General features: G+C 45.5%; 24 protein-coding genes and 2 tRNA genes. 12 read left to right on the top strand and 14 right to left on the bottom strand.

All coding sequences use genetic code 11. From position 1 onward, the window contains the following. Positions 1 to 258 precede the first annotated feature (258 nt). Entirely contained in the window at positions 259 to 1119 is an 861-nt protein-coding gene (gene rpoH / locus AKG09_RS01285; protein ID WP_054617878.1) for an RNA polymerase sigma factor RpoH, read from the top strand. A gap of 205 nt (positions 1120 to 1324) precedes the next feature. Here rpoH and AKG09_RS01280 read toward each other — a convergent pair whose 3' ends face one another. From AKG09_RS01280 to AKG09_RS01230, 11 genes are all read right to left on the bottom strand, one after another. Continuing rightward, positions 1325 to 2251 carry a MetQ/NlpA family ABC transporter substrate-binding protein gene (locus AKG09_RS01280; protein WP_054617695.1) on the bottom strand — a complete coding sequence of 309 codons (927 nt, stop codon included), beginning with the start codon at positions 2249 to 2251 and terminating at the stop codon, positions 1325 to 1327. A gap of 128 nt (positions 2252 to 2379) precedes the next feature. Beyond that, the gene (locus AKG09_RS01275) at positions 2380 to 3066 is read right to left on the bottom strand and encodes a methionine ABC transporter permease (protein WP_054617694.1); all 687 of its coding nucleotides are present in this window, start codon (positions 3064 to 3066) and stop codon (positions 2380 to 2382) included. A gap of 2 nt (positions 3067 to 3068) precedes the next feature. Further along, positions 3069 to 3809 (bottom strand): methionine ABC transporter ATP-binding protein, encoded by a 741-nt coding sequence (locus AKG09_RS01270; protein ID WP_054617693.1) that lies wholly within the window; start codon positions 3807 to 3809, stop codon positions 3069 to 3071. 333 nt (positions 3810 to 4142) lie between these two features. Next, entirely contained in the window at positions 4143 to 5051 is a 909-nt protein-coding gene (locus AKG09_RS01265) for a metal ABC transporter solute-binding protein, Zn/Mn family (RefSeq protein ID WP_054617692.1), read from the bottom strand. A gap of 12 nt (positions 5052 to 5063) precedes the next feature. After that, the gene (locus AKG09_RS01260) at positions 5064 to 5939 is read right to left on the bottom strand and encodes a metal ABC transporter permease (protein WP_054617691.1); all 876 of its coding nucleotides are present in this window, start codon (positions 5937 to 5939) and stop codon (positions 5064 to 5066) included. Positions 5940 to 5994: 55 nt separating this feature from the next. Beyond that, complete coding sequence (locus AKG09_RS01255) at positions 5995 to 6720, bottom strand: metal ABC transporter ATP-binding protein (RefSeq protein WP_054617690.1); 726 nt, start codon at positions 6718 to 6720, stop codon at positions 5995 to 5997. A 472-nt stretch (positions 6721 to 7192) separates the two neighbouring features. Continuing rightward, on the bottom strand, positions 7193 to 8578 hold the full coding sequence (locus AKG09_RS01250; protein WP_054617689.1) for a sodium:alanine symporter family protein: 1386 nt from the start codon (positions 8576 to 8578) through the stop codon (positions 7193 to 7195). A gap of 395 nt (positions 8579 to 8973) precedes the next feature. Continuing rightward, complete coding sequence (gene apaG / locus AKG09_RS01245; protein WP_054617688.1) at positions 8974 to 9345, bottom strand: Co2+/Mg2+ efflux protein ApaG; 372 nt, start codon at positions 9343 to 9345, stop codon at positions 8974 to 8976. Positions 9346 to 9366: 21 nt separating this feature from the next. Continuing rightward, positions 9367 to 9861, bottom strand: a complete 495-nt coding sequence (locus AKG09_RS01240; RefSeq protein WP_054617877.1) for a phosphatidylglycerophosphatase A — start codon at positions 9859 to 9861, stop codon at positions 9367 to 9369. Then, on the bottom strand, positions 9854 to 10810 hold the full coding sequence (thiL, locus tag AKG09_RS01235; protein WP_054617687.1) for a thiamine-phosphate kinase: 957 nt from the start codon (positions 10808 to 10810) through the stop codon (positions 9854 to 9856). The genes AKG09_RS01240 and thiL overlap by 8 nt, the downstream gene beginning before the upstream one ends. 688 nt (positions 10811 to 11498) lie before the next feature. Then, on the bottom strand, positions 11499 to 12245 hold the full coding sequence (locus AKG09_RS01230; protein WP_054617686.1) for an OmpA family protein: 747 nt from the start codon (positions 12243 to 12245) through the stop codon (positions 11499 to 11501). A gap of 461 nt (positions 12246 to 12706) precedes the next feature. Between AKG09_RS01230 and AKG09_RS01225 the strand changes: the two genes are divergently transcribed. Continuing rightward, positions 12707 to 13657 carry a CysB family HTH-type transcriptional regulator gene (locus AKG09_RS01225; protein ID WP_054617685.1) on the top strand — a complete coding sequence of 317 codons (951 nt, stop codon included), beginning with the start codon at positions 12707 to 12709 and terminating at the stop codon, positions 13655 to 13657. A gap of 188 nt (positions 13658 to 13845) precedes the next feature. Here AKG09_RS01225 and fnr read toward each other — a convergent pair whose 3' ends face one another. Then, positions 13846 to 14580: a fumarate/nitrate reduction transcriptional regulator Fnr gene (gene fnr, locus AKG09_RS01220; protein WP_054617684.1), complete on the bottom strand. Its 735-nt coding sequence runs from the start codon at positions 14578 to 14580 to the stop codon at positions 13846 to 13848. 185 nt (positions 14581 to 14765) lie between these two features. Between fnr and hemN the strand changes: the two genes are divergently transcribed. The 3 genes from hemN (at position 14766) to htpX (ending at position 18718) form a co-directional block, all read left to right on the top strand. Then, complete coding sequence (gene hemN, locus AKG09_RS01215) at positions 14766 to 16172, top strand: oxygen-independent coproporphyrinogen III oxidase (RefSeq protein WP_054617683.1); 1407 nt, start codon at positions 14766 to 14768, stop codon at positions 16170 to 16172. A gap of 147 nt (positions 16173 to 16319) precedes the next feature. Then, entirely contained in the window at positions 16320 to 17579 is a 1260-nt protein-coding gene (locus AKG09_RS01210) for a glutamate-5-semialdehyde dehydrogenase (RefSeq protein WP_054617682.1), read from the top strand. Between the two features lie 296 nt (positions 17580 to 17875). Continuing rightward, positions 17876 to 18718 (top strand): protease HtpX, encoded by an 843-nt coding sequence (htpX, locus tag AKG09_RS01200; RefSeq protein ID WP_054617680.1) that lies wholly within the window; start codon positions 17876 to 17878, stop codon positions 18716 to 18718. Between the two features lie 65 nt (positions 18719 to 18783). Here htpX and AKG09_RS01195 read toward each other — a convergent pair whose 3' ends face one another. Next, positions 18784 to 20175, bottom strand: a complete 1392-nt coding sequence (locus tag AKG09_RS01195) for a 3'-5' exonuclease family protein (RefSeq protein WP_054617679.1) — start codon at positions 20173 to 20175, stop codon at positions 18784 to 18786. Positions 20176 to 20290: 115 nt separating this feature from the next. Between AKG09_RS01195 and AKG09_RS01190 the strand changes: the two genes are divergently transcribed. The 3 genes from AKG09_RS01190 to serB all read left to right on the top strand — a co-directional run bounded on the left by AKG09_RS01190 (position 20291) and on the right by serB (position 21426). Then, a tRNA-Arg gene (locus AKG09_RS01190) sits at positions 20291 to 20367 on the top strand. A 13-nt stretch (positions 20368 to 20380) separates the two neighbouring features. Beyond that, a tRNA-Glu gene (locus AKG09_RS01185) sits at positions 20381 to 20455 on the top strand. A gap of 134 nt (positions 20456 to 20589) precedes the next feature. Continuing rightward, positions 20590 to 21426 carry a phosphoserine phosphatase SerB gene (serB, locus tag AKG09_RS01180; protein WP_054617678.1) on the top strand — a complete coding sequence of 279 codons (837 nt, stop codon included), beginning with the start codon at positions 20590 to 20592 and terminating at the stop codon, positions 21424 to 21426. Positions 21427 to 21480: 54 nt separating this feature from the next. On the opposite strand, the gene AKG09_RS01175 is transcribed toward serB, so the two are convergent. Next, positions 21481 to 22095, bottom strand: coding sequence for a glutathione S-transferase family protein (locus AKG09_RS01175; protein WP_054617677.1), 615 nt, complete (start codon positions 22093 to 22095; stop codon positions 21481 to 21483). Positions 22096 to 22303: 208 nt separating this feature from the next. Here AKG09_RS01175 and AKG09_RS01170 point away from each other — a divergent pair, with 208 nt between their 5' ends. The 4 genes from AKG09_RS01170 (at position 22304) to ispH (ending at position 25802) form a co-directional block, all read left to right on the top strand. Then, positions 22304 to 22855, top strand: a complete 552-nt coding sequence (locus AKG09_RS01170) for a hypothetical protein (RefSeq protein WP_054617676.1) — start codon at positions 22304 to 22306, stop codon at positions 22853 to 22855. A 116-nt stretch (positions 22856 to 22971) separates the two neighbouring features. After that, positions 22972 to 23658: a pseudouridine synthase gene (locus AKG09_RS01165; protein WP_054617675.1), complete on the top strand. Its 687-nt coding sequence runs from the start codon at positions 22972 to 22974 to the stop codon at positions 23656 to 23658. A gap of 673 nt (positions 23659 to 24331) precedes the next feature. Next, entirely contained in the window at positions 24332 to 24844 is a 513-nt protein-coding gene (lspA, locus tag AKG09_RS01160; protein ID WP_054617674.1) for a signal peptidase II, read from the top strand. A gap of 22 nt (positions 24845 to 24866) precedes the next feature. Then, positions 24867 to 25802 (top strand): 4-hydroxy-3-methylbut-2-enyl diphosphate reductase, encoded by a 936-nt coding sequence (ispH, locus tag AKG09_RS01155; RefSeq protein WP_054617673.1) that lies wholly within the window; start codon positions 24867 to 24869, stop codon positions 25800 to 25802. Positions 25803 to 26170: the final 368 nt, after the last annotated feature.

Raw genomic sequence — 26170 nt, 5'->3', positions numbered from 1 at the left:
ACCAGTGCCCGTCTGAAAACACTTTCAGACAGGCATGACGTTCAATCCCGACAAATACACTCAAATATTCAAAAACAATCAAATTTTATAAAATACAAAATTTTACCTATTAAATATAAAACCAAACACAAAATTTGTGTCTAATAAGAACATAGACAAGTGTCGGGGCAAACTGACACGAAACAAATCAACAATGTTACAATGCCCCTTCGCCACAAACGATAAAAACAACGAAAAAGGAAACGACATACAATGACGATGAATCACGCTTTTGCATTACCCGTACCAAGCGGTCACGGCAGTTTGGAGCAGTACATTCATACCGTTAACAATATTCCTATGCTTTCCGCCGAGGAAGAAACCCGTTTGGCGGAGCGTCAAATCGCAGGCGACTTGGAAGCCGCCAAAAAACTGATTCTTTCCCACCTGCGCGTGGTTGTATCGATTGCGCGCGGATACGATGGCTACGGCCTCAACCAAGCCGACCTAATTCAGGAAGGCAATATCGGCTTAATGAAAGCGGTAAAACGCTACGAACCTTCACGCGGTGCACGCCTGTTTTCATTCGCCGTACACTGGATTAAAGCAGAAATTCACGAATTCATTCTGCGCAACTGGCGTTTGGTTCGTGTAGCCACCACCAAGCCGCAACGCAAACTGTTCTTCAATCTGCGCAGCATGCGCAAAAGCCTGAGTGCTCTTTCTCCCAAAGAGGCTCAAGATATAGCAGACGATCTGGGCGTGAAACTTTCCGAAGTTATGGAAATGGAACAACGCATGACCGGCCGCGATATCGGCATTCTGGCCGACAACAGCGATGATGAAGACAGCTATGCTCCCATCGACTGGTTGGCCGACAACGATAGCGAACCGACCCGCCAAATCGAGTTAAAAGCCAGCCAAACCCTGCAAACCGAAGGCTTGCAAAACGCATTGGCCAAGCTTGACGATCGCAGCCGCCGCATTGTAGAAACACGTTGGCTGCAAGACGACGGCGGCTTAACCCTGCACGAATTAGCCGCAGAATACGGTGTATCTGCCGAACGTATCCGCCAGATCGAAGCCAAAGCCATGCAAAAACTGCGCTGTTTCTTGGCAGAGGAAGCCGAAGCGGTTTAAGCGCATAATCAAAAAATGCCTGTCTGAAAATTTTCAGACAGGCATTTTTATATAACGAGCCAACTTAAAAATAGCATACCCGTCATACTCGGGCTTGACCCGAGTATCTTGAATTCCAATAACTTTAGGAAGATACTCGGTTCAAACCCGAATATGACGTCGTTATTGTTATGCAAGTTGATTGACTATATCTTGCAAATCGGCTTTATTTAGAAGCTGCTGATGCGGCAACGGTTGAAGCCGCTTCTGCTTTCGCGCCTTGTGCTGCATTCAGACCCCATGATTCAGGGTATTTGTAACCGGCAAAGCGGGTTTGCGCATATTTCTTAAACTCTTCAGAGTTATAAACAGCTTCCACGTCTTTCAACCATTTGCTGTCTTTATCGGCAGTTTTCACGGCAGACCAGTTTACATACGCGTAGCTCGGCTCTTGGAACAATGCTTCAGTCAGCTTGATACCTGAGCTGGTTGCATAGTTACCGTTAATGACCGCAAAGTCAACATCTTGGCGGCTACGCGGCAATTGCGCAGCTTCCAGCTCTACGATTTGCAGATTTTTCGGGTTGGCTGCGATGTCTTTTTTCGATGCAGTGAGCGGGTCAACGTTGTCTTTCAACTTGATCCAGCCTAATTCATTCAACATTACCAAAACACGGGCAAAATTTGAAGGATCGTTCGGCGCAGAAACGCTGCTGCCCTCTTTTACCTCATCCAACGATTTCAATTTGCCGGGATACAAACCCAAAGGCGCAGTCGGCACTTGGAAAACTTCTACCAAATCCAATTTGTGTTCTTTTTTGAAATCATCAAGATAAGGTTTGTGCTGGAACACATTGATATCCAACTCGCCTTGTGCCAAAGCCTGGTTGGGGCGCACATAATCTGTAAACTCAACCAACTCAACTTGATAACCTTGCTTTTCCAAAGCAGGTTTCACTTGCTCGCGCACCATATCGCCAAAATCACCGGCAGTAGTACCGAATACGATTTTGCTTTTTTCAGCACCGACCTGCGCAGCAGAAGCACCTGATGCGGCAGGAGCAGCATTATCTTTTTGACCGCCGCATGCTGACAGCGCAATGGCGATAACACCGGCTGAGAGGGTTTTGAATAACAATGTGTTAGGTTGCATATCAAGCTCCTTAAAATGTAAGTGTGTTAAATAGGGGGTGTTTCATATCAGTATCGATAGCCAAGCCATGGCTTACCAACATTTTCTATAATGCCTGTCTGAAAATTTTCAGACAGGCATTCAATTTCTCAGCGCTTATCCAGTTTACGGGCAATCAAATTACCCAAACTTTGTATCACAATCACAGCCAACACCAATACGGCCACGATAAATACCATCATATCGGTTTGAAAGCGGTGATAACCATAGCGAACAGCCAGGTCGCCCAAACCGCCGCCGCCAATCATACCGGCAGCCGCACTGTACGACAAAATACCGATGCTCAGCACGGTAATGCTTAACACCATGCCTGATCGTGCTTCGGAAAGCAACACTTTGAAAATAATGGCGGTAGGCGATGCGCCCATGCTGGTTGCCGCTTCTATAATACCGCGTGGCACTTCACGCAGATTCTGCTCCACCAAGCGGGCAAAATAAAACATGCCGGACACGGATAAAATCAAAGAAGCGGCATACGGGCCTATACTTTTACCAATCACCAACAAGGTCAACGGCCCCATTGCCACCATCAAAATCACAAAAGGAAACGCACGAATCAGGTTAATCACATTATCCAAAACTTTATTGGCCGTGCGGTTATAAAAGAGCATGTGGTTACCGGTAGCAAACATGCCGATGCCGAGCAGTGTGCCGAAAAATACGGAAACCGGAACGGAAATGCCCATCATGATGCAGGTTTCCCAAGTGGCTTTCAATATCTCGGATTTCATGCCCCACAGATTATCCACTGCTTGGGCAAAAGTTAGATCAGACATAATCAATCCTCCCGAATCAGTTCGCGACCGATTTCTGATCGGGCGTGGATTTGGTTATTATTCACATCCACCACTTCCAGCAGCTTGCCATGATGCAACAGTGCGGTGCGGTCGCATAAACGGCGGATAACGCTCATCTCATGTGTAACAATAACAATTGTAACATTAAATTTTTTATTAATCTCTTCCAAACACGCCAGTACATTCCGCGTGGTGAAAGGATCTAATGCAGAAGTTGGCTCGTCGGCCAAAATCACTTTCGGGCTGGGCGCCAGCGCACGCGCAATACCGACACGCTGTTTTTGCCCGCCGGACAACTGAGCGGGATAATGTTGCGCCCTATCGCTCAAATGTACGATTTCCAAACACTCAGCCACTCGTGCTTTGATTTTGGCTTTATCCCAACCGGCAATTTCCAGCGGGAATGCCACGTTTTCTGCAACGGTTCGGTTGCTCAACAAATTAAACTGTTGAAATACCATGCCGATGTTTTGACGTGCTTTTCGCAAAGCGGCATGTGAAAGTTCGGTTAAATCCTGCCCCTCTACAACCACGCGGCCTTCATCAGGCCGCTCTAAGAGATTGATAAGACGGAGCAATGTGGATTTACCTGCGCCTGAATAACCCATCAGGCCAAAAATTTCCCCTTGCTTGATTTCCAAGCTGGTCGGCTCAACCGCGGTAAACCAACCTCCGGTATCACTGCTGCGGTAACGCTTACTTACTTTATCTAAGACAATCATAAATATGTGTATTCCTACTTCTGTTTCTTTGTTTGCTTCACATTATTCTGAAACAGAATAAAGCCCGATTGTGTCTGCACACAAACGGGCCAAAATATAACAGCTTAAATGAAAAACTCTGTACGCTTTAGCTGTTTTAAACGCCCGCAAGCTGTGTCAAATCGGCGTGTAAATTCAATACCTGCTATTAAACGCTTTTTTATGCTTAAAGTCAAGAAATAAAAACATTATTTTTTATCGTTTTTTCCTATTAGATAACCAATGCCTGTCTGAATTTCAGACAGGCATTGCTCAATATGGCTTGACACCGGCCATTTTATGCCGCCCAAAAATTTATTTCATTGCACCGCTCAAGGTATCTACATTATGCCGGTACATATTGATATAAGTATTGGCAGGAGCACCGTTACTCAAAGCATCTGAATAAAGCTTACCGCCGATTTTCGCACCGGTTTCTTTCGCAATACGATCTATCATGCGGGTATCTTTAATGTTTTCGGTAAACACGGCTTTGATGCCCTCGCGCTTCACTTGGCGGATAATCGCTGCCACTTGTTTTGCCGAAGGCTGCGCCTCGCTGCTCACGCCTTGCGGGGCAATAAACATAATGCCGTAGCGTTTGCCCATATAGGCAAAGGCATCATGCCCGGTCAATACCTTGCGCTGCCCTTTAGGTACGGCGTTGAATTTCTGCGTTGCGTAAGCATCCAGCTTTTTCAACTCTCCCTGATAAGAACTCAGACGCTGCTGATAATAAGTTTTGCCGGCCGGGTCGGCTTTAATCAAGGCGTCCGCCACATTAGCTGCATATTTCTGCATCAATACAGGGTCGGTCCATACATGAGGATCATATTCTCCATGATCATGGTGATGGTGTTCGCCTTCGCCATGATCGTGATGGTGCCCGCTCTCCGGCATTTTCAAAGCATTAATACCGGCAGCCGCTTCGGCATAGGCCACTTTGCTTTGTTTCACAGCTCGGCTCAGCTCGGCTTTCTCTAAACCCAAACCATTTACCAACACCAGCTTGGCCGCGCTGATTTTTTTAATATCCGCACTCGTCAGATGATAAGCGTGTGCATCTTGATCCGCACCAACCAAACTCTGCACCGCCACACGCTCACCACCGATTTGTTTGGTTACATCGCCCAAGATGCTGAAGCTCGATACCACAGGCAGAGGGGCGGCATGCAACGCACCGGATACACAAAACGCCAAAAGGCCAATTTTCCAATGTTTCATTCTTCTACTCCTTTAATAAGTATGGTGTTTCCGGCGGCGCAGCCATTTAGACACCAGCCCGCTTTCCCAACCGAAAACAATAGAAATCACGTAAAACGCACCGCACCACAAGATAATCGCGGGGCCGGAAGGTATTTCCACATAATATGAAAACAGCAAACCTCCGATACCGCACAATAATGCGAACACGCTGGCTAAAAACAGCAACATTCCCATATTCCGCGCCCACAAACGCGCGGTAATCGCGGGTAACATCATCAGCCCCACCGACATCAAAGTGCCCAAAGCCTGAAACCCCGCCACCAGATTCATCACCACCAGCACCAGAAATATCAGATGCCATAAGCCGCCCTTGCCATTTACCGCTTTCAAAAACAGCGGGTCTATGCTTTCCAGCAGCATGGGGCGGTAAATTACGGCCAAAGTGACGATGGTAACGCTTGCGCTGATTGCCACCAGTTGCAGAGCAAGCAAATCCACCGCCAGAATTGAGCCAAACAAAAGATGCAGCAAATCAATATTACTGCCACTTTGGCTCACCAACACCACACCGATGGCCAAGCTGCTCAGATAAAATGCGGCGAAGTTCGCATCTTCTTTCAAATTAGTAAAACGGCTTACCAATCCGGCCAGCAGCGCCATCATCAACCCGGCGATAAAACCGCCCAAGCTCATGGCCGGCATGCTCAACCCACCAAGCATATAACCCACCGCCGCGCCGGGAAGCACGGCATGGCCAAGCGCATCGCCAACCAAACTCATCCGCCGCATAACCAAAAACACGCCGACGGGCGCACCCGATAAAGCAAGAAACACCACCGAAGCCAGCGCATAGCGCATAAAGCCAAATTCGGCGAAAGGAGCAACCAATAATTCGTATAAATTCATTTTTCAGCAGGTTTCAGACAGGCATTGAACCATGCCTGTTTGAAACCGTTCTATCTCACACGGCGCACCACTCTGCACCTTCGGTTTTCTGCATCAACTCAGCCGCCTTTTGCAAATAAGCATCGGTCAGCACTTCTTCTGTTTTGCCTGACGCTACTTTTTCCCGCGCCATCAAAAGTGTGTTCGGAAAATAAGCCCGCACCTGCTCATAATCGTGCAACACAGCAATCACGGCCTGCCCTTCTCGGCTGCACTGCTTCAAAACTTCCAACAGCGCATAAGTCGTGCGTGCATCCACAGCATTAAACGGTTCGTCTAGCAATAAAAATTGGGCATTCTGCACCAGCATGCGGGCAAACAGCACGCGCTGGAATTGGCCGTTAGACAAATGGGCAATCTGCCGCTGGGCAAATTCTTCCATGCCCACACGCTTGAGCGCATCCATTACGCGGGCCTTTTGCGAGGCATTAACCCGACCGAAGAAGCCTATTTCATACCAAAGCCCCAAAGCCGCCAACTCCAGCACAGTCATCGGCTGATTGCGGTCGATATCAGATTGCTGCGGCAGATAAGCAATATCTTTCCGGCTCATGCCCCGCCATTTGATGCTCCCCGTATCTGCCTTGAGCAGACCCATAATGGCCTTAAGCAAGGTTGACTTGCCTGCACCGTTAGGCCCAAAAATCACCCACATCGAACCGGCATCAAATTCCATGTCAATATGATGCACGGCAGGTTTTCGATGATAGCTCACCGTAAGATTATGGATACAGATACTCATTCGGCCACTGCCCAAAAATACACGCCCCATAAAAACATCAAGGCACAGGCTGCCAGCAATAAGCGCTGGATCAGGCCGGTTAATAAAAGATTCATTGTTTGTATCAGTATTTTGATAGCATATGCCTGTCTGAAAACAAGCCTCTGCAGGTTAAAGTTACCAAGTTAAACAAGCGGCACCACCCATTCTCTCTAATCTGGCGCCGCTTTTTTGAGTATTGCGAACAAGAAGTTTAACGTTTTTATACAGCCGCCCTATTTACCCTGCTGCCATAGCTAAATCACTTCAACCAAAAACAGCGCTTTATAGCTGACTTACGGGCTTACTGCCGTCTTCTTAAAACTCATCCATCATAGCTATACGACAAAGCTGAAATGATACTGTATAACATTTTGCTTGTAAATTACGCAGCCCAACAATAATGCCTGTCTGAAAGCATTTCAGACAGGCATTCATCCAATATTGCATCAGACTACGGCAAATCGCCGCTTGCACGTTTTGCTTTAAAGTCTTTGGTTTCCTTCACAATCACGCCCGATAAAAACACCAGCGCAATCAAGTTAGGCACGGCCATCAAACCGTTGAAAGTGTCTGCTGCCGCCCATACCAAATCCAGACTCGCCACAGTACCAATCATAACGCTGGCCACATAAATCACACGGTAAATATTGGCCGATCGGTCGCCAAACACATAAGCCGCACATTTCTCACCATAATAACACCAGCCGAGAATCGTAGAATAAGCGAAAAAAATCAAACCAATGGTTACAATCCAACCACCCGGACCGGGCAGCAACAGATCAAAAATTTTACCTGTTAACACAGCACCGGTAATGGCTTTACCGTCTTCACCCAATAAAGGGGTAAATTCGGCACCTTGTGTTAAGCCCATTACCAACACAATGCCTGTAATCGAGCACACCACAATAGTGTCCAAAAACGTACCTGTCATAGAAACAAGCGCCTGACGCACAGAGTGGTCGGTTTTGGCAGCCGCAGCTGCAATCGGCGCCGAACCCATACCCGCCTCATTTGAAAACACACCACGTGCTACACCATAGCGGATAACCGTACCGATTGCGCCGCCCGCAATCGCTGCCCCTGAAAACGCATCACTCAAAATCATGCCTACGGCGGGTCCCACTTTATCCAGATTCAGAGTAATGATTACCAAACCGCCCGCCACATACAGCACAGCCATTATCGGCACAATCAACGACGAAGCCGTAGCGATACTACGGATACCGCCCAGCACCACAATAGCAGTCAACACAGTCAAAATCACGCCGGTATAAACCTGATCCACACCGAAGCTCGAATGTACAGCTTGCGCCACAGAGTTGGATTGAACCGAACTGCCAATGCCAAACGAAGCAATCGTGCCAAACAAAGCAAACAAAAGAGCGAGCCATTTTTGCTTCAATCCATGCTCAATATAGTACATCGGACCGCCGGACATCTCGCCTTTGGCATTGGTAATACGGTATTTCACCGCCAACACACCCTCGCCATATTTGGTTGCCATACCGAAAATCGCAGTAATCCACATCCAAAATACCGCACCTGGGCCGCCCATAATGACTGCTGTTGCCACACCGGCGATATTACCCGTACCGATGGTCGCAGAAAGCGCCGTCATCAAAGCACCGAAATGTGAAATGTCTCCTTCATGATCTGAACCATCATCTTTTTTCGGATGCGGAAAAAAAGCCAGCTTCAAAGCATAAGGCAGCATGGAGAATTGCAAACCAACCAAACGGATGGTCAGCAATACGCCTGTGCCAACCAGCAATGCCAGCATTACCGGCCCCCAGACCCAGCCGCCTACCATATCAAAAAAATTCTTCAGGCCTTCCATTGTTCCTCCTGATCAAAATTCTCTAAGTTATTGGTTGTATGATGTTATTCGCAGCAATCTACGCATAAAAATCTAATCTATATTTAAATAGAATAAGGCGGTAAACCAATATAAAAGCTGTTTTAAAATGATTTAGCGATAATCTGCCAAAAGCACTAAATTGCCACGCCAACCGCTTAGCACGCATCAATCATTCAATGTACAACCTTCCGGAAACACAGAATATCTACGCGCCCTAAACACAGATTCGTATCATTTCAGCACAAGGAATTAACTAATGCAAGCTTAAATTAACTTTTAGTTACAGAGCATGATAAAGATAAAGGCTGCCTGAACATTTTCAGACAGCCTCTTCAATTCACAAGCAAAGCATTTACTTCTTAAAAATCAAATTATTACTGCAACATAATATTGGCTTTCAGATCAAATTCTGGAATCTGTACCATAAACCGCCCACCCATATCGTCTTCAAATTCATAATACCCTTTCATACTGCCCCACGGCGTAGAAAGATGGGTGCCGCTGCTGTATTCAAAATCATCTCCCGGGTAAAGCGTCGGTTGCTCGCCCACAACCCCGGCACCGGATACTTTCTCCACCTCACCGTGTGCATCGGTAATTTCCCAGAAACGGTTTTTCAACGTTACGGTTTCACCACCATGATTACGAATCTTGATATGATAAGCAAATATATAACGATCTTTGATTAAATTACTCTGATCTGCCAAATAGCGTGGTTCAACAATCACTTCTATAGAATTTTCCATCTCAATCGTTCTCCCTATTTTTCAGACAGGCATTATCAATTGAACCGCTTGCAATACCAATATAGCAAACAGTCCGGCGATCACATCATCCAGCATAATACCCAAGCCGCCATGCACACGCCGGTCAAACCATTTAATCGGCCAGGGTTTCAACATATCAAACAATCTGAACACTACAAATGCAGCCAGCCACCAACTTAAATTTTGCGGCACCCAAGCCAACACCAGCATCATCGCAACAATCTCATCCCACACGATTCCGCCGTAATCCTGCAGACCCAATTCCCGTTCAGTCACATTGCAAATCCAAATGCCAAACACAAACAGCACCAAACAAACCGAAGACAATCCCACTGCAGACAAACCGGAAGCCATCAGCAGATAGGCCATTGGTAATGCGGGCAATGTGCCGAACGTGCCCGGCATAAACGGCGCCAAGCCGGTTCCAAAACCAAATCCTAAAAAGCATACGGGCCGCTGCAAAAGCCAACGCAAGCTCGGTTTAAACTCAGCCAAAATGATCAAACCCCGTTTTATGCAAATGAATTTCACCACCTGCATCATCTAAAATACGCAGTTTAGTGCCTTCAATAATCTTGCCGATACGTGCAAGCTGTGTGCCGGAAGCTTCTCCCGCAGCCAAAATCTGCGCCCTTACTGCCTCAGGAGCAGTAAACAACAACTCGTAATCATCTCCGCCGCTCAATTGCCACGCACGAATTTGTTCAACAGGTGCACAATCACGTAAAGCCGGCAATATAGGAACACGGTCAGCCCAAAGCTCAGCCCCCACCCCTGAAGCTTTCAAAATATGTCCCAAATCCTGAGCCAATCCATCTGAAATATCTTGCGCAGCATGTGCAAGCGGCAATAATTCCCGCCCCAACGCTACCCTTGGAACCGGCCTCAGATATTTCTGCCGACACTCTTGCCAAACCGCTTCAGGAAAAACAACCTTTCCCAAATAACCGTCCAAAGCTGCCGCAGCCATACCCACCTGGCCGGAAATCCAAACATCATCTCCTAGCTTGGCTCCCGAACGCTTTAATGCTAGCCCTTGCGGCAATTCGCCTACGATGGTGATATTGAATGTCAAATTCCCTTTTGTCGTATCACCGCCAATCAAGCTTATACCGTATTGACTCAATTGCTCGAATAAAGTGCCGCAAAATTTATTCAGCCATAGCGTATCTAACTCAGGAAAGGCAGCACTCAACAAAACCCAACGCGGGGTTGCACCCATCGCAGCCATGTCCGAAACATTAACGGCCAGAACTTTATGTCCTATGTCTTCAGGCGCAACATCTGAAAAAAAATGCTTACCTGAAACCAACATATCGCTACTGAAACACAAATCATGTCCTGCGCGCGGCCGCACGATTGCCGCATCATCACCAATACCCAACAACACATCATCATCGTGTTGCCGCACTAGAAAATTATAAATAAATTCAAACTCTGTCATGGTCTGCCGCTTTAAAAGTACAAAAAATGATTGCGATTCAAGTGCTGGTTCATCAAATATTCAGATGCCTGTCTGAAATGCCCATTGATAAGCTGATTATTCAATTTAATCGATAATTGTAGTTATTAAAATAATAATTAGGATAACCTCTTAATATACGAGAACACCCAACACTGGCTCAGTGCAATGCCTGTCTGAAATTATTCTTAGACAAACATTCACGTAATTTCAAATACTCATCGCCATACTCTTACAACCAAAACCTTTCATTTTAGAATCATATATATATTCAAATGTTCCACCCTTGATAAATAAGCTCCGCACATTATCACACTGCTGTTATAGCATTACATCAATTTTTAGAAATCAAGCCTGCAAACAATACCTATATAACACGACAAGCCCGAACAACATTTTAAAACATCGGAATTTGGGAGCCTATAGTCAATCAACTTAACTTTTGTACGCCATTACTGCGCCTTAACCCAAAAAGAGAACAATTTTGTAAGCTGCTAAAGCAGCAACAAGATCAGTCCCATACCACCTATACTGTCCGTGGCTTACTGCCTTATATTAATGTGTCGATTAACTATAACTATCAATCAACAGTTGGCACAGACTCCTCAAAATTTTCAGACAGGCATAAAAAACCCTGCAAATGCAGGGTTTTTTAATGCTTAAATAAATATTACGGACGAGTGAAGCCGTGATATTTATTATTTTGAGGATGCCAGCCAGAATCTACATCAGAACGCTCACCTTGAGCAGCTTGACCTTCAGAAACCTGTTTGGTTACTAAAGTACGGATCTTAACATCTACGCGACGGTCAGGCTCAATACATGCAATCAGAGCAGCACGACGTTTTGCTTTAGATACTTTTTTGCCCAATTTAGCTACTTCAGCTTCACAAGTAGCAGTCATGCGAGCTTGAGACTCACCCAAGCCAACGGCACTTACTTTAGAAGCAGCTACACCGCGGTTAACCAAGTAGTTAGCCACAACGTTAGCACGCTCTTGAGAAAGGTTTTGGTTGTATTCGTCAGAACCCATGAAGTCAGTATGACCTTCAACGCGAACGCCTTCAACTCGGGCATCAGACAAGCGGGTTGCCAAGTTGTTCAGAGTTTCGGTAGCTTCGGAACGCAGAGTGTATTTATCGAAGTCAAACAGGAATTTAGCGGACAAAGCTACTGTTTCTTCTTCGTACTGAGGTGCAACAGGAGCAGCAGCAACAGCGTCGCCACACTCAACACGGCCATGGGCGTCTTTATCGAAATAACCGTCACGCCAGCACTCACCGTAGTTATTACGTACAACTTCATGAGATTCGCGGCTGATTACATAGCCGTCTTTACCGTGCGGTTCGCTTGCCATAGCGTTGCCAGAAGCGATAGCGGCAACGATCAAAGCACCTAATTTAAGCTGTTTGGTCATTATTATTCCCTCATCTAAAGATTGCCGTACAACAAGCCCTCCGGCTTCTGTTGTACATCACAATATACAGGCCACAGCACTCTGCCGCAGCAATTCGGATATTTCAGGTTTGCACTATAAAGAAGCCAAGCACAAACTGTCAATAGCGAATGTTTTATACGACTGCTTAAAAGCCCGCTTCCTAGTTATGAATCATGCCGAAAAATCAACTTCGTGTCATTTATTTAAAGGCAAATCAACCGACATTCCTTACAGCAGTTGCACAAAAGCAACATCGTTATAACGCTTTTGTTCGTAAAACTGCGTTTTAATTGTTTATATAATTTCAGAAAAAACAAACCCTTTATCAGTTTCACTCTAGGCTCTCGCCGTAATCCTCTTACAAAATATGCTACAGTGATTTCCACTTTGTCGTATAAAGCCTACAAAGCTTTATTCATTCAACTTTTTCCCACACCATTATGAAATTACAACAATTGCGTTATGTATTGGAAGTCTACCGTCAAAACCTTAATGTTTCAGCTGCAGCTGATGCGCTTTTTACCTCGCAACCTGGCGTTTCCAAACAAATAAGGTTATTAGAAGAAGAGCTTGGCGTTCAAATTTTCATCCGTAGCGGGAAACGCATCATATCTGTGTCTCCGCCTGGAAAAGCGGTGTTGGTATTAGCTGAGCGTGTATTGCATGATGTACACAATATTAAAAATATCGGTAAAGAGTTTACCGATCACAACAGCGGTATCCTGACTATTGCCACCACACACACCCAAGCACGCTATGTGCTTCCTTCGATTATTGCCGAATTCGTTAAAAAGTACCCTAAGGTACAGCTTTCAATCAAACAAGGCAGCCCGTCTACATTGGCGCAGATGGTTTTGTCGGGTGAAGCAGACTTTGCCATTACAACGGAATCACTTGATAGCTTTGATGAGCTACGCAGCATCCCTTGCTCAAAATGGACTCACGGCATCGTGATTCCTGACGGGCATCCTCTGCTCAATACTGCCGCCGCCATACGGTTACAAGATGTGGCGGCTTACCCGCTGATTACTTATGAATTTGCATTCAACAGCAATTCATGTATTTCACATGCTTTTAACAAAGCAAAAATCGAGCATCCGAATGTTGTTCTGGCTGCCGCAGATACAGATGTATTAAAAACTTATGTCAAGCTCGGTTTGGGCATTGGTATTATGGCTCAGATGGCATTCGACCCTGACACCGATCAGGGATTACAGATGATAGACGCATCCCATCTGTTTGAGTCTTCTTACACGGCGATTACACTTCGACCAGACTCTTATTTGCGTGGTTACGCTTATGAGTTTATCAATATGTTCTCCCCCGGACTGACCAGAGAAAAAATTGATAAATTACTTTATGAGCCTATTGAAGAAGACTTTTCCATTTAAGTAATACAGTCAACCAACTTAACTTTGCACTACGGCGTTGCTGCGCCTCGCCGTACTGTTTGTACTGTTTTCGGCTTGTTGCCTTGTATTACAAATTAAGTTGGTTGACTATAAAACCATGCTCAATAACAAACAATGCCTGTCTGAAATTTTTCAGACAGGCATTGTTAACTTAATTAACCTACATCTTACTCTACTGCATGTACACAACCTGAAACCATCTTCTTAAGCGCCTCGGGATTTAAAAGCTTAATATGTTTATGTTCTACCTGAACCAAGCCTTCCTGATGAAACTTAGATAATGTTCGACTTACCGTTTCCAACTTTAAGCCCAAATAGCTGCCTATCTCTTCACGCGACATGCGGAGAATAAAATCATTGGCTGCAAAACCGCGCACCTGCAAGCGTTGAGAAAGGTTCAATAAAAATGCAGCAATCCGTTCTTCTGCGCGCATATTACCCAAAAGCAGCATAACACCCTGATCTTTTACAATTTCACGACTCATCAAGCGCAGAAAATGGGCTTGCAGACTGGGGATTCTCTTACCCAATTCCTCCATATGCGCAAAAGGCAGCTCACATACTTCGCTATCTTCCAAAGCGACTGCGTCGCAGCTATGCATATGCGAGCAAATACCGTCCATCCCGATTAGTTCACCCGACATGGAAAAGCCGGTTACTTGATCGCGTCCATCCTGACTGGCTACAGTTGTTTTGAAAAAGCCCGTTCTGATAGCATAAAGCGAAGTAAACACTTCACCGGTGCGAAACAAATATTCGCCTTTTTTCAAACGGCGGCTTTGCTTGATAACCGAATCCAACTGCTCAAACTCAGCAGGAACCAAACCTACCGGCATACACAGTTCGCGCAGAGAGCAAGAAGAACATAAAGTCTTAATTGCTGAATTCGTGTGTGTAATCATAATGCATACCCGTTTCACGGTTTAAATAATTGCCTATTTCTTATCGCTTTGTTCATATGTTCTTGACGCAAGTCAAGGCTTGTTATTCATAATAGACGCATTCTATCAAACGGGTTTCCATTTGACTATGGCAAACTCCCTACAAACCATCAAAAACATTTATCGCTCATAATAAAATTTTTTAAATGAAAATCATAACAATCCATGACCACATGCTACCGGTATTTGACCGCCAGCTTATCGCCAGCCTTCCGGCCAGTGGCCCGCGTTACACATCTTATCCTACTGCAGACCGCTTCGATTCTAGCTGGAGTGAACAGGAATATATCTCAGCATTAGCAACACAGCAGGAAAACAAACCCGATAAAGCCCTATCACTCTATATCCACATACCATTCTGCAATACCATCTGCTACTACTGCGGCTGCAACAAAATCATTACCAAAGACAAAGCACGCGCCGATACCTATATCCAATATCTCGAGCGCGAGCTGGAACTCTTGGCACCACACTTAAAAGGCCGTCACCAACTCGCCCAGCTCCACTTCGGCGGCGGTACACCTACATTTCTAAACGATGACCAAATCGAACGCGTGTTTGCCATGATAAGCAAACACTTTACCCTGATCCCTACGGGTGAATACTCAATAGAAATCGACCCTAGAAAAGTCAGCCGAGACACCGTATTCCATTTAGGCAAGCTCGGTTTTAACCGCATGAGCATAGGCATTCAAGATTTTGACCCTAAAGTGCAACAAGCCGTCAACCGTATTCAAACAGAGGCCGAAACCCGTGAAGTAATTGATGCCGCGCGCGAAGCCGGATTCAAATCTATAAGTGTTGACTTAATCTACGGCCTACCCCACCAATCACTCGACAGCATCAAACCGACCATTGAAACCGTACTGTCACTCGACCCTGATCGACTGGCCCTTTACCATTATGCCCACTTACCGCATATTTTCAAACCCCAGCGCCGTATTGATACCGATGCCGTGCCCGACAGCGAAGAAAAGCTCGATATTCTTCAATATGCCGTACAAACCCTAACCGCACGCGGCTACGAGTTTATTGGCATGGACCACTTCGCCAAACCGACCGACGAACTGACCATTGCTCTACACGAAGGCCGCCTGCAGCGTAATTTTCAAGGCTATTCAACCCACGCCGATTGCGATCTCATTGCCATAGGCGTATCCAGCATCGGCAAAATCGGCAGCATTTACGCGCAAAACGAAAAAGATATCGATGCCTACTACGCCGCTCTCGATGCAAACCGCCTGCCCATCATGCGCGGCTACCAGCTCACCCAAGACGACATTCTGCGGCGTCAAATCATCCAAGACCTAATGTGCCGCTTCTCACTTGATTTTTCCGAATACCAAGAGCAGTTTGGCATCCAGTTCGACGAATATTTCAAGCAAGAGCTTCAAGACTTAAACCAAATGGCACAATTAGAGCTGCTGCAACTTGATGCCCACAGCCTCACCGTCAGCCCCAAAGGCCGCTTCCTCATCCGTAACATTGCCATGATATTCGATTACCACTTACGGCATCGCGAAACCAAAGTAAGATACTCACAAACCGTATAGCCCGTAATAACTTAATGCCTGTCTGAAGCTTTTTCAGACAGGCATTGTTCATATTAAGCTTTTCGGCCACAGCGCTCCCCCGCTTGCAAATCATTCAGATTTCTATAATATTGACGAAAAGCCAATCAACAGAAATAGAGATACTCCATGCAAAGCATACAAGATTATGTCCGCGCCAAAGCAAAAGCAGCCAAAGAGGCTTATTATCAACTCGCCTCAGCCACGACCGCACAAAAAAATGCCGCCCTTTTAAATATGGTGGAGCTAATTAAACAGCACGAAAGCGCCATTCTTGCAGTCAACGCAGAAGACTTAAAAGCAGCCGAAACAAAAGGATTGGACACCGCCTTGCTCGACCGCCTGAAACTCACCGGCAGCACGATAGAAAGCATGTGTGAGGGTCTGCGCCAAATTGCCGCCCTACCCGATCCGGTTGGCGAGATGGACGAATTCCGCACCCGCCCAAATGGTTTGCAAATCGGAAAAATGCGCGTTCCGCTCGGCGTAATCGGTATTATTTACGAATCCCGCCCGAATGTTACCGTTGACGCAGCCGCATTGTGCTTGAAATCAGGTAATGCCTGCATATTGCGCGGCGGCAGCGAAGCGTTCAACAGCAACACGGCTATCGCCAAACTCATCACACAAGCATTGCAGGCCAACGGGTTACCGGCGGCGGCTGTCGGATTCATTGAACATACCGACCGAGAAGGCGTAGGCACCATGTTGCAAAGCTCTGATTTGATTGACGTCATCATTCCCCGAGGTGGCAAAAATTTGGTTGCCCGAATTTCCGCCGAAGCACGCGTACCGGTCATAAAACACCTCGACGGCATATGTCACGTTTATATAGACCAAGCAGCAGATAAAGAGAAAGCCATAAACATCGCATTCAACGCAAAAACCTCCCGCTACGGCACATGCAACACCATGGAAACCCTATTGATACATCAAAACCGAGCCCAAGAAATATTGTCGGTTTTAGCGGAAAAATACACAGAAAAAGGCGTCGAGCTACGCGGCTGCTCCCGCACATTATCCATATTAAACAACATCAAAGCCGCAACAGCCGAAGATTGGGACACGGAATACCTCGCACCGATATTGGCCATAAAAATTGTTGACGACATGGCCGAAGCCATTGCCCACATCAACACCCACGGCAGCCACCATACCGACAGCATCGTTACAGAATCCTACACCGATGCCCAAATATTCCTGCGCCTGGTCGACAGCGCCAGCGTAATGGTCAACGCCTCAACCCGTTTTGCAGACGGTTTTGAATATGGATTAGGAGCGGAAATCGGCATTTCCACCGATAAAATCCACGTCCGCGGCCCCGTGGGCTTGCAAGGATTAACCAGCCAGAAATGGATTGTTTTAGGTAACGGGCAGATTCGCAGATAAGTATCTTCCCTTCAAGAATATAACAATGCCTGTCTGAAAATGCTTCAGACAGGCATTGTTATAATATTTGAGTTTAAGTCATTTTAAATTCAAACAACAAAATATATAACAGCGAAACCGCGCAACACGAAGTCATGAAATAATAAGGTTTTACAGCTTATAGACAACAAAACAACAAACTCCGTGCAAATTTGCATACCTTTGCCCAAACCATGCTGTTTCTTTTGAATGGTTTTTGCGAAAATAGCCACACTGTTTTGAGCTAAAGCAATACACATATTCAAGAAGGGAAACTTGTGAAACGCATTTTCTTATTCCTGCTGACCAACATCGCCGTTTTGGTGGTAATCAGCATTATTCTAAGCATATTAGGGTTAAACGGTGATCCAAACAACACGGCCGGGCTGCTTGCCTTCTCTGCCGTTATTGGTTTTACCGGTTCAATCATCTCACTTCTCACATCCAAAATGGTTGCCAAACGATCCGTTGGCGCCGAAGTAATTACCCAACCGGAAAACGAGCTGGAAGCATGGCTGCTTAAAACTGTGGAAGCCCAAGCCCGCCAATGGAATATACAAACGCCCGAAGTAGCCATTTACGACTCTCCAGAGCCAAACGCATTTGCCACCGGCCCGAGCAAAAACAATTCGCTGGTAGCTGTCAGCACCGGTTTGCTAAACCATATGACCCGTGACGAAGTTGAGGCCGTCCTCGCGCATGAAATGGCACATGTCGGCAACGGCGACATGGTTACACTTACCTTAATCCAAGGCGTGGTCAACACTTTTGTAATTTTCCTCTCGCGCATTATTTCCAATATGGTTGCCACTAACGACCGAGGCGAAACCAGCAGCGGCATCTATTTTATTGTCAGCATGGTTTTACAGATTTTATTCGGCTTCTTAGCCAGCATTATCGTGATGTGGTTCAGCCGCCAACGCGAATACCGGGCAGATGCCGGTGCCGCCAAACTGGTTGGTACTCCCAAAATGATTGCCGCTTTGCAACGCCTGAAAGGAAACCCCAGTGATCTCCCTCAAAATATGACGGCTATGGGCATCGCAAGCGAAGCCAAAGATTCACTTCTGAGCACACATCCAAGCTTAGATAACCGTATCGCCCGTTTGCAAAACATGTAAACCTTATTATTAAAAATGCCTGTCTGAAAAATATTCAGACAGGCATTTTTAATCCTAAACAGATTCTAGCCCAACATTTTCACCACGCGGCTACCCAATTTAAATTTCGTTTTCAACAAAGCAGGCAACCCCTCATCAAAATACCAACTACCGTCGGGTAACGACAATGCACCACCCGTGCAACGAAACGTCACACATTGCCCGTTTAAACCATCGGTTTCCATTATCTCAATATCATGCATGCGCCCCCAATCAGCAACAGGCAGCAATCCGGCGCGCGCCAACACACGCTCGTTGTGCAAGGATTTTCCACCTTCCGAAGCGCAACTGCCTTCACATTTTCCCGCCGCCATCGCCGGACACGGCACACCCTGCGCATACGTTTGCGGCAAAATGTCCAACACCGAAGGGCACAAATCCATTTCTGCCGCCCATGCTATTAACGCTCTTTTGGCAGATTTTTTGTGCAAAAACAAACCATAAGGTTTCTGAAAATGTTTACCGGAGTATAACGGTTCGATTCTTGCCTGCAATTCCCCCGTTTCACTCGCACGGAAGCGCACGGTCAAATAAGTTTTCGTACCCTGCTCATGCCTCAACCCATATTCCTGAGCCAACTGCGCCTTCAACCACAAAGCATGCAAGCATCCCACAGCCGGAATAAAACGCACAGCCACTGCTTGCAGTGCATAATCCGGCTTGGCCGAATGCAGATGAGAGGCCACTTCAGAAAAAGCGTGTTCATGCTCAATCAAATGAAGCGCCCGCCCGCCTTTGTCCAACCAAATCAGCACACCGTGGCGATCCGGCAACGCATAAAGCTGATCAGCCAAATCAGAGGGTACCCACGCAGGCAACATTTTCGGATGCATCAACGCTCTGCTTCGTGCCTCAAACTCTTTCTCACCACGTTCAGATAAAGCTTTTTCCAAAAACTCAGCCAATGCCAACACATCAGCCATCGCACGGTGACGCTGTTCCATCACAATACCGCAACGCTCGATAATACTGTCTAAATTATGTTTATGAAATTGCGGATAAAGTTTGCGGGAAAGCTGAACCGTGCACAAAGCAGGTGCTGCAAAGTCTATGCCCGCACGCTGGAACTCATGGCGTAAAAACGTATAGTCAAACCGGCTGTTATGCGCAACCACAACCGCACCTTGCAAAAACGGCAACAACTCTTCCGCCATCGCGGCAAACTCAGGTGCATCTTTAACCATCTCATCATCAATACCCGTCAGGCCGGTAATAAATGGAGGAATCGGCCTCTGAGGATTAACCAACCACTCACGACTCAGCACTTTGTTCCGCTCAAAACGGAGCATCGCCACTTCCGTGATACGGTCAGTCAGCATTTTGCCGCCCGTAGTTTCCAAGTCCACAATCACTACCGGCCGCTCCAAACGGGCAAATGCAGATGCCAGCAAAGGCCATCTGCACATCAAGTCCGACATACTAAAATTTCCATGAAATTCAAACAATAATTATTTATTTTACCTTTTCTTCAAAATTTTCGCGACAAAATAGTTGACAAGCATCAGTACAATACATAGAATAGCATTCTTTCTCGCACCCGTAGCTCAGTTGGATAGAGTATCTGGCTACGAACCAGAGGGTCGGGCGTTCGAATCGCTCCGGGTGCGCCAAAACAAATTATCCGCGCCCATCGTCTAGCGGTTAGGACATCGCCCTTTCACGGCGGTAACCGGGGTTCGATTCCCCGTGGGCGTGCCAAACATTGAAATCCCTGAGCCATTGGTTCGGGGATTTGCTTTATTCTGCACAGCGAAACACTTCCCCAATAACAACCATATTTTTCAGACAGGCATTTAGGCTATAATCCGCCTTATTTTTGAGCTTAATTTATTATGTCTTACGCCCTCGTTCTCCAGCATCCCTCCATTAAATCCTGCAATCTAAGCCGGCTCGCCCGCTACATTACCGTGCCTCCACCACACAATCACACCAGCATGCGGATTCCCATATCCGCCGATTTTTGCCTGCCAACTGATATTGCTGAAGATTTAGACACACAAAAAATTGATTTTGCCATATTGCCCGACATGAAATTTGAAGAACTCGGGCTGATTGTAAGCGACATGGATTCCACTCTGATTACGATTGAGTGTATTGATGAAATAGCGGCCGGAGTAGGTTTAAAAAACGAAGTTGCCGCCATTACGGAACGCTCCATGCGCGGCGAGTTGGATTTCGAACAATCCTTGCGCCAACGTGTAAGCCTGCTCAAAGGCTTGAAAGAGCAAGTATTGCAACAGGTTTACGACCAAATATTACAGCTTTCTCCTGGAGCCGAATACCTTTTGGCAGAATGTAAAAAACATAACGTGAAATTTATGCTGGTATCCGGCGGCTTCACTTTCTTTACCGACCGCCTGAAAAGCCGACTCGGCTTAGACTATGCCTATGCAAACGAACTAAGCAGTACCAACGGCATATTAAACGGCCAACTTGAAGGCCGCATCATTGATGCACAAGCCAAAGCCAATCTGCTCATTGAGCACCGCAATGCTCTCGGATTAGATACTAAACAAGTATTAGCAATAGGCGACGGCGCCAACGATATCCCGATGCTTGAAGCTGCCGGCATCGGCGTAGCCTATCGTGCCAAACCCAAAGCACAAGCCCATGCCGATGCACGCATTAACCATCATGGCTTAGAAGCAGTACGTGGCTGGTTTGTATAAATTATCTTAAAAAAACAATGCCTGTCTGAAATTTCAGACAGGCATTGTTTACACTCAAAGTAAACCCTGCTTCCTCAAAGCGTTCTGCACACCTTCGTCAAACTCCATATGCCGATAAAAATCTGTAAATGCAGGATACAAACTCAAATCCAGCCCTAAAGCTTTGGCCCAACGCAAAGTAACATAGAGATACACATCAGCAATTGTTTTCTCTCCGACCAAAAAAGGCTGCTTGCTCAATACTTCATGCGGATAAGCATATAACATCGTAACCCTACCTGCAGCCACAGCGCGCAACTTTGCCTGCTCTTCTTCCGCGTCAACAAAACGCTGCGGCGCAAATAAAGGCGCAAACGCAGGATGCAGATCGGCATTCATAAATGCCAACCATTTTCGAACTTGCGCCCTATTCCTCGCACTACCGCTACCCAATACCAAAGCCTGCGGATAGAGCTCATTAATATATTCCAAAATAGCGATATTTTGCGACAGCGTCCAATCCCCTTCCTGCAAAACCGGCACACTCCCCATCGGATTCAATGCCAGAAATTCAGGAGATTTAATTTTATCTCGCGGAACTTCTACAGCCTGATAATCGGCATCAGCCCACTCTAAAGCAACCTGAGGCACCAACGAACATGCTCCGGGCAAATAATATAGGGTCAACATATCTCATTCCTTGCTTTAATGACACAGTCAAAATAGCCCGATATTTTACACTATCTGCATAATTATAAAGAGTTATAACAAACTCATATCCGCTCATCCAATATTTATAACTTTTATAAATTATTTTTAATTTGATTTTTTACTTAACTTAAAATAACATGAGTTATACATAAAAAATAAATATTCAACATTCAGAAATGTATCGCTCATGAAAAATCTTTACAGTTTGCTCAACTTACCTGCCGGCGCAGATTCGCAGCAAGTCAACAAAGCCCTGTCACAGGCGGCTGAACAGAAGTTACTTCCGCTGAACCAATTGCAAGAAATCAAAGATAATTTATCTACGCCGGCTGCCAAGGCTGAATATGACGTAAAATTATTTCAAACCCATCCCGAGCTTTGGGAAGCATTGAACCAAATCCCGACAAACAACACAGAATCGGCTGGAGCGGAAGCTGTTGCAGAAGCTGCAGATGAAAACAATTATTCAATCTTTGTTCAAGAGCGCCTTCTTTCTCCTGAAGAGCAGCAGCTCCAACGAATGCGTACCATTAATAAGTCTACCTATATTATCAGCGGTTTTTTCGGTGGCGTATTCGGTTTGCATCACTTGCTGATAGGAGACCGTGCTGCAGCAACCGTACATCTGATTATCTCATTAACGGTTATCGGCCTACCCGTGATGTTTTTAAAATCCCTTATCGATATCTACAAGGCAGCCGCCCGCATTCCGGACGATCACGGCATGATACATCTTTGATTAAACAATGATTATGTTACTCAGCATACAAACATAATGTCTGAAAAATCATAATTTCCTTTCAGACAGGCATTTTCCTATACAATAAGCATATTTCATCAATAATCCTATCTGTCATGCAACTCTTAAAATATATTCAATCCCAAGGCATAGGCAGCCGTAAAACATGCCAATGGCTGATTGAAAACGACTGCATCGAAATCAATGGCACGCTTGCAAACCAACCCAAAAGCATGATTAATCCGGATGATGTAACCAGCTTATCAATCGACGGAAAACCTCTCATTGTTATTCCACAACCCTATTTCTACATTCTGCTCAACAAACCGGAAAATTACGAAACCTCACACAAACCACGCGACTATCCCAGTGTATTCAGCCTGTTTCCCGAGCATATGAGGCAAGTCGGCATGCAAGCGGTCGGCCGATTGGATGCAGACACTACCGGCGTATTGCTAATTACCAATGACGGCAAGTTCAATCACAACATGACTTCGCCTAAACACAAAGTTACCAAACTATATCAAGTAACACTCAAACATCCCGCCGACCAAACTTTATGCGATACACTAAAAGCGGGCGTATTACTGCATGATGAAAACGAAATCATCGTCGCCGCAGATGCCGAACTGAGCAGCCCCACTACGCTACTGCTTTCCATTACCGAAGGAAAATACCATCAAGTCAAACGCATGGTCGCAGCAGCAGGCAACCGTGTTGAACGACTTCACCGTTTGCGTTTCGGTCGCTGGGAAACCGGAAATCTGGCTCCCGGTGAGTGGCAGTTCATCAATCCCGATTAAAATTCTCAAATTATTTATTAATTTAATTGCTTATATTTCATACCGTTATAATTAAAAGTATTCTATTTACATTGTTTAACATATTAATTTTGGAACTATTCATGGCCTACCCAGTCATACAAGCACTTACTTTTCATAGAGTAAGTAAGTGAGTAAGACGTTTTCCCCGTAATGTGTTTGGCCATCTATACTTTCCCCTTGGTATAGATGGTTTTTTTTATCTAAAAACAACCAAAATCCAACTTATTCCCATAACCGATTATTTTTTAATAAATTTCCTTTCATTTATACAAACAACGAAAATTACCAAACTTTGATCTGTGTCATTTAAACCAATCTTAGAACACCGCTTATCATATATTCACGCCTTTAAGTTTTTTTTTGCCGATTATTCGGGAACTAATTTATTATTCGCCCTGTCTGATAGACGTTACTTGCTAACCGCAAGTAAGTGAGTAAGACGTTTTCCCCGTAATGTGTTTGGCCATCTATTTCATATCCCTTGATTTAGATGGCGTTTTTTTTTTGCATGTTTCATCTTGCTTATTTCAGACAGGCTCTTTCTCCTACTTAATATTTGCTTAAAAATTAAGTTTTTGATTTCATAAATTAACCCCAGCATCAAACCGAATCAGGTAAAATGGCAACCCTGATTTAACCTCAGCAAAAATATATGAATAAAACAAAACCATCCAACACACGCTATTGGCTACTTGCCGTTTTCGCCATTGTTCTCGACCAAATCACTAAATTAGCGGTTATCAAAAATTTCCAAGAATACGAGCGTTTAAATATTATTCCAAACTTTTTTGATCTTACTCGGGCACACAATTCCGGAGCGGCATTTAGCTTCCTGGCAGATGCGGGCGGTTGGCAAAAATTCTTTTTTATCGGTTTAGCTATTGTAATCTGCGGCTATCTGGCTCGGGAAATCGTTAGAAATCAATTCAATATACTTGGAAAAATTGGTGCGTCCATGATTATCGGCGGCGCGCTCGGCAATGTGATTGACCGTTTCCAACACGGCCATGTGATTGACTATTTACTATTCTATTGGCAAAGCTGGCACTATCCCGCGTTTAACGTGGCCGACAGTTTTATCGTAGTAGGCGCAACTTTATTGGTTATCGACGGCTTTAAAAACAGCAAAAAAGAAACGGCTGCAAACCCCAAGGTTATCAATTAACACACATTCAGAATACTTAATCATGGCAGATAAAACCATCATGCTGGCCAACCCGCGCGGCTTCTGCGCAGGTGTTGACCGTGCTATCAGCATTGTAGAACGTGCTCTTGAAGAATTCGGCGCACCCATTTATGTGCGGCACGAAGTAGTACACAACAAATTTGTGGTCGACAATCTTCGCGAAAAAGGTGCCGTTTTTATTGAAGATTTAGCCGATGTACCAGAAGGTGCCACGCTTATCTACTCAGCACACGGAGTATCTAAAGCAGTGCAGGAAGAAGCTGAAGCACGCGGCTTTCAAGTTTTTGATGCAACCTGCCCTCTGGTTACCAAAGTGCATAAAGAAGTGGCTCGCTTAGATTCACAAGGCTATCAAATTATCATGATCGGTCACGCAGGCCACCCTGAAGTAGAAGGCACAATGGGGCAGTTACCGGAAGGAGCAATGCTGCTGGTCGAAACCGTAGAGGATGTAGCTAAATTGCAAGTGGCTGATCCTGAAAAACTCTCCCATGTCAGCCAAACCACGCTTTCGGTAGATGAAACCAAAGATATTATTGCGGCTTTAAAGGTGCGTTTTCCCAACATCCGCAGCCCACACAAAGAAGACATTTGCTACGCTACAACCAACCGTCAGGAAGCCGTGAAAAATCTTGCAGCCGAATGCGACATTGTCATCGTAGTTGGCTCGCCCAATTCTTCCAACAGCAACCGCTTGCGCGAAGTTGCCAAATTGCGCGGTGTGGATGCTTATATGGTAGACAACGCCTCTTATCTGAAGCAAGAATGGTTCAATGGCAAAAATAAAGTGGGCATTACGGCGGGCGCTTCCGCTCCCGAAGTGCTAGTCCAAGAAGTCATCCGAACCATTCAGGATTGGGGACACAAAACCGTTGAGGAAGGTGCCGGTGTAGAAGAAAGCATTGTTTTTGTGTTACCCAAAGCTTTAAGGAAATAACCGAAACACTATTTCCGGCTACGACTTTGAAAATTATCAAATAACCCAAAAATCATAATAAAATTGATAAACCTAACCAAATAAATGCCTGTCTGAAGACCTTTTTCAGACAGGCATTGCCCATTCGCTCCCTTATAGCAAATAAACTTAAAAATTAGCACACCCGTCATACTCAAGCTTGCCCCGAGTATCTTGAGTTCCTGTAACTTTAGGGGATGTTCGGTTCAAGCCGAGCATAACGGAGACATGACAAAAATAAAGTTTATTTGCCATATCGCTATGATTCAGCTTGACTATAGTTAATCAAATTAATTTTTTGAACTGAAGTTAAGCTGATTGACCATATATAATAAAACAATGCCTATCTG

This window comes from Neisseria sp. 83E34 (assembly GCF_001308015.1).
GTDB lineage: Bacteria > Pseudomonadota > Gammaproteobacteria > Burkholderiales > Neisseriaceae > Neisseria.
This window is presented reverse-complemented; position numbering and strand designations above follow the sequence as displayed.

Bases quoted from the DNA above. Each gene is read 5' to 3' on its own strand.
- AKG09_RS01175 (WP_054617677.1), bottom strand. From the start codon at position 22,095: ATGTTGACCCTATATTATTTGCCCGGAGCATGTTCGTTGGTGCCTCAG.
- AKG09_RS01195 (WP_054617679.1), bottom strand. From the start codon at position 20,175: ATGTCGGACTTGATGTGCAGATGGCCTTTGCTGGCATCTGCATTTGCC.
- AKG09_RS01210 (WP_054617682.1), top strand. From the start codon at position 16,320: ATGCAAAGCATACAAGATTATGTCCGCGCCAAAGCAAAAGCAGCCAAA.
- AKG09_RS01230 (WP_054617686.1), bottom strand. From the start codon at position 12,245: ATGACCAAACAGCTTAAATTAGGTGCTTTGATCGTTGCCGCTATCGCT.
- AKG09_RS01250 (WP_054617689.1), bottom strand. From the start codon at position 8,578: ATGGAAGGCCTGAAGAATTTTTTTGATATGGTAGGCGGCTGGGTCTGG.
- AKG09_RS01255 (WP_054617690.1), bottom strand. From the start codon at position 6,720: ATGAGTATCTGTATCCATAATCTTACGGTGAGCTATCATCGAAAACCT.
- AKG09_RS01280 (WP_054617695.1), bottom strand. From the start codon at position 2,251: ATGCAACCTAACACATTGTTATTCAAAACCCTCTCAGCCGGTGTTATC.
- hemN (WP_054617683.1), top strand. From the start codon at position 14,766: ATGAAAATCATAACAATCCATGACCACATGCTACCGGTATTTGACCGC.
- thiL (WP_054617687.1), bottom strand. From the start codon at position 10,810: ATGACAGAGTTTGAATTTATTTATAATTTTCTAGTGCGGCAACACGAT.
- lspA (WP_054617674.1), top strand. From the start codon at position 24,332: ATGAATAAAACAAAACCATCCAACACACGCTATTGGCTACTTGCCGTT.
- AKG09_RS01270 (WP_054617693.1), bottom strand. From the start codon at position 3,809: ATGATTGTCTTAGATAAAGTAAGTAAGCGTTACCGCAGCAGTGATACC.
- AKG09_RS01225 (WP_054617685.1), top strand. From the start codon at position 12,707: ATGAAATTACAACAATTGCGTTATGTATTGGAAGTCTACCGTCAAAAC.
- AKG09_RS01275 (WP_054617694.1), bottom strand. From the start codon at position 3,066: ATGTCTGATCTAACTTTTGCCCAAGCAGTGGATAATCTGTGGGGCATG.
- ispH (WP_054617673.1), top strand. From the start codon at position 24,867: ATGGCAGATAAAACCATCATGCTGGCCAACCCGCGCGGCTTCTGCGCA.
- serB (WP_054617678.1), top strand. From the start codon at position 20,590: ATGTCTTACGCCCTCGTTCTCCAGCATCCCTCCATTAAATCCTGCAAT.
- AKG09_RS01265 (WP_054617692.1), bottom strand. From the start codon at position 5,051: ATGAAACATTGGAAAATTGGCCTTTTGGCGTTTTGTGTATCCGGTGCG.
- AKG09_RS01170 (WP_054617676.1), top strand. From the start codon at position 22,304: ATGAAAAATCTTTACAGTTTGCTCAACTTACCTGCCGGCGCAGATTCG.
- fnr (WP_054617684.1), bottom strand. From the start codon at position 14,580: ATGATTACACACACGAATTCAGCAATTAAGACTTTATGTTCTTCTTGC.
- apaG (WP_054617688.1), bottom strand. From the start codon at position 9,345: ATGGAAAATTCTATAGAAGTGATTGTTGAACCACGCTATTTGGCAGAT.
- AKG09_RS01260 (WP_054617691.1), bottom strand. From the start codon at position 5,939: ATGAATTTATACGAATTATTGGTTGCTCCTTTCGCCGAATTTGGCTTT.
- AKG09_RS01165 (WP_054617675.1), top strand. From the start codon at position 22,972: ATGCAACTCTTAAAATATATTCAATCCCAAGGCATAGGCAGCCGTAAA.
- rpoH (WP_054617878.1), top strand. From the start codon at position 259: ATGAATCACGCTTTTGCATTACCCGTACCAAGCGGTCACGGCAGTTTG.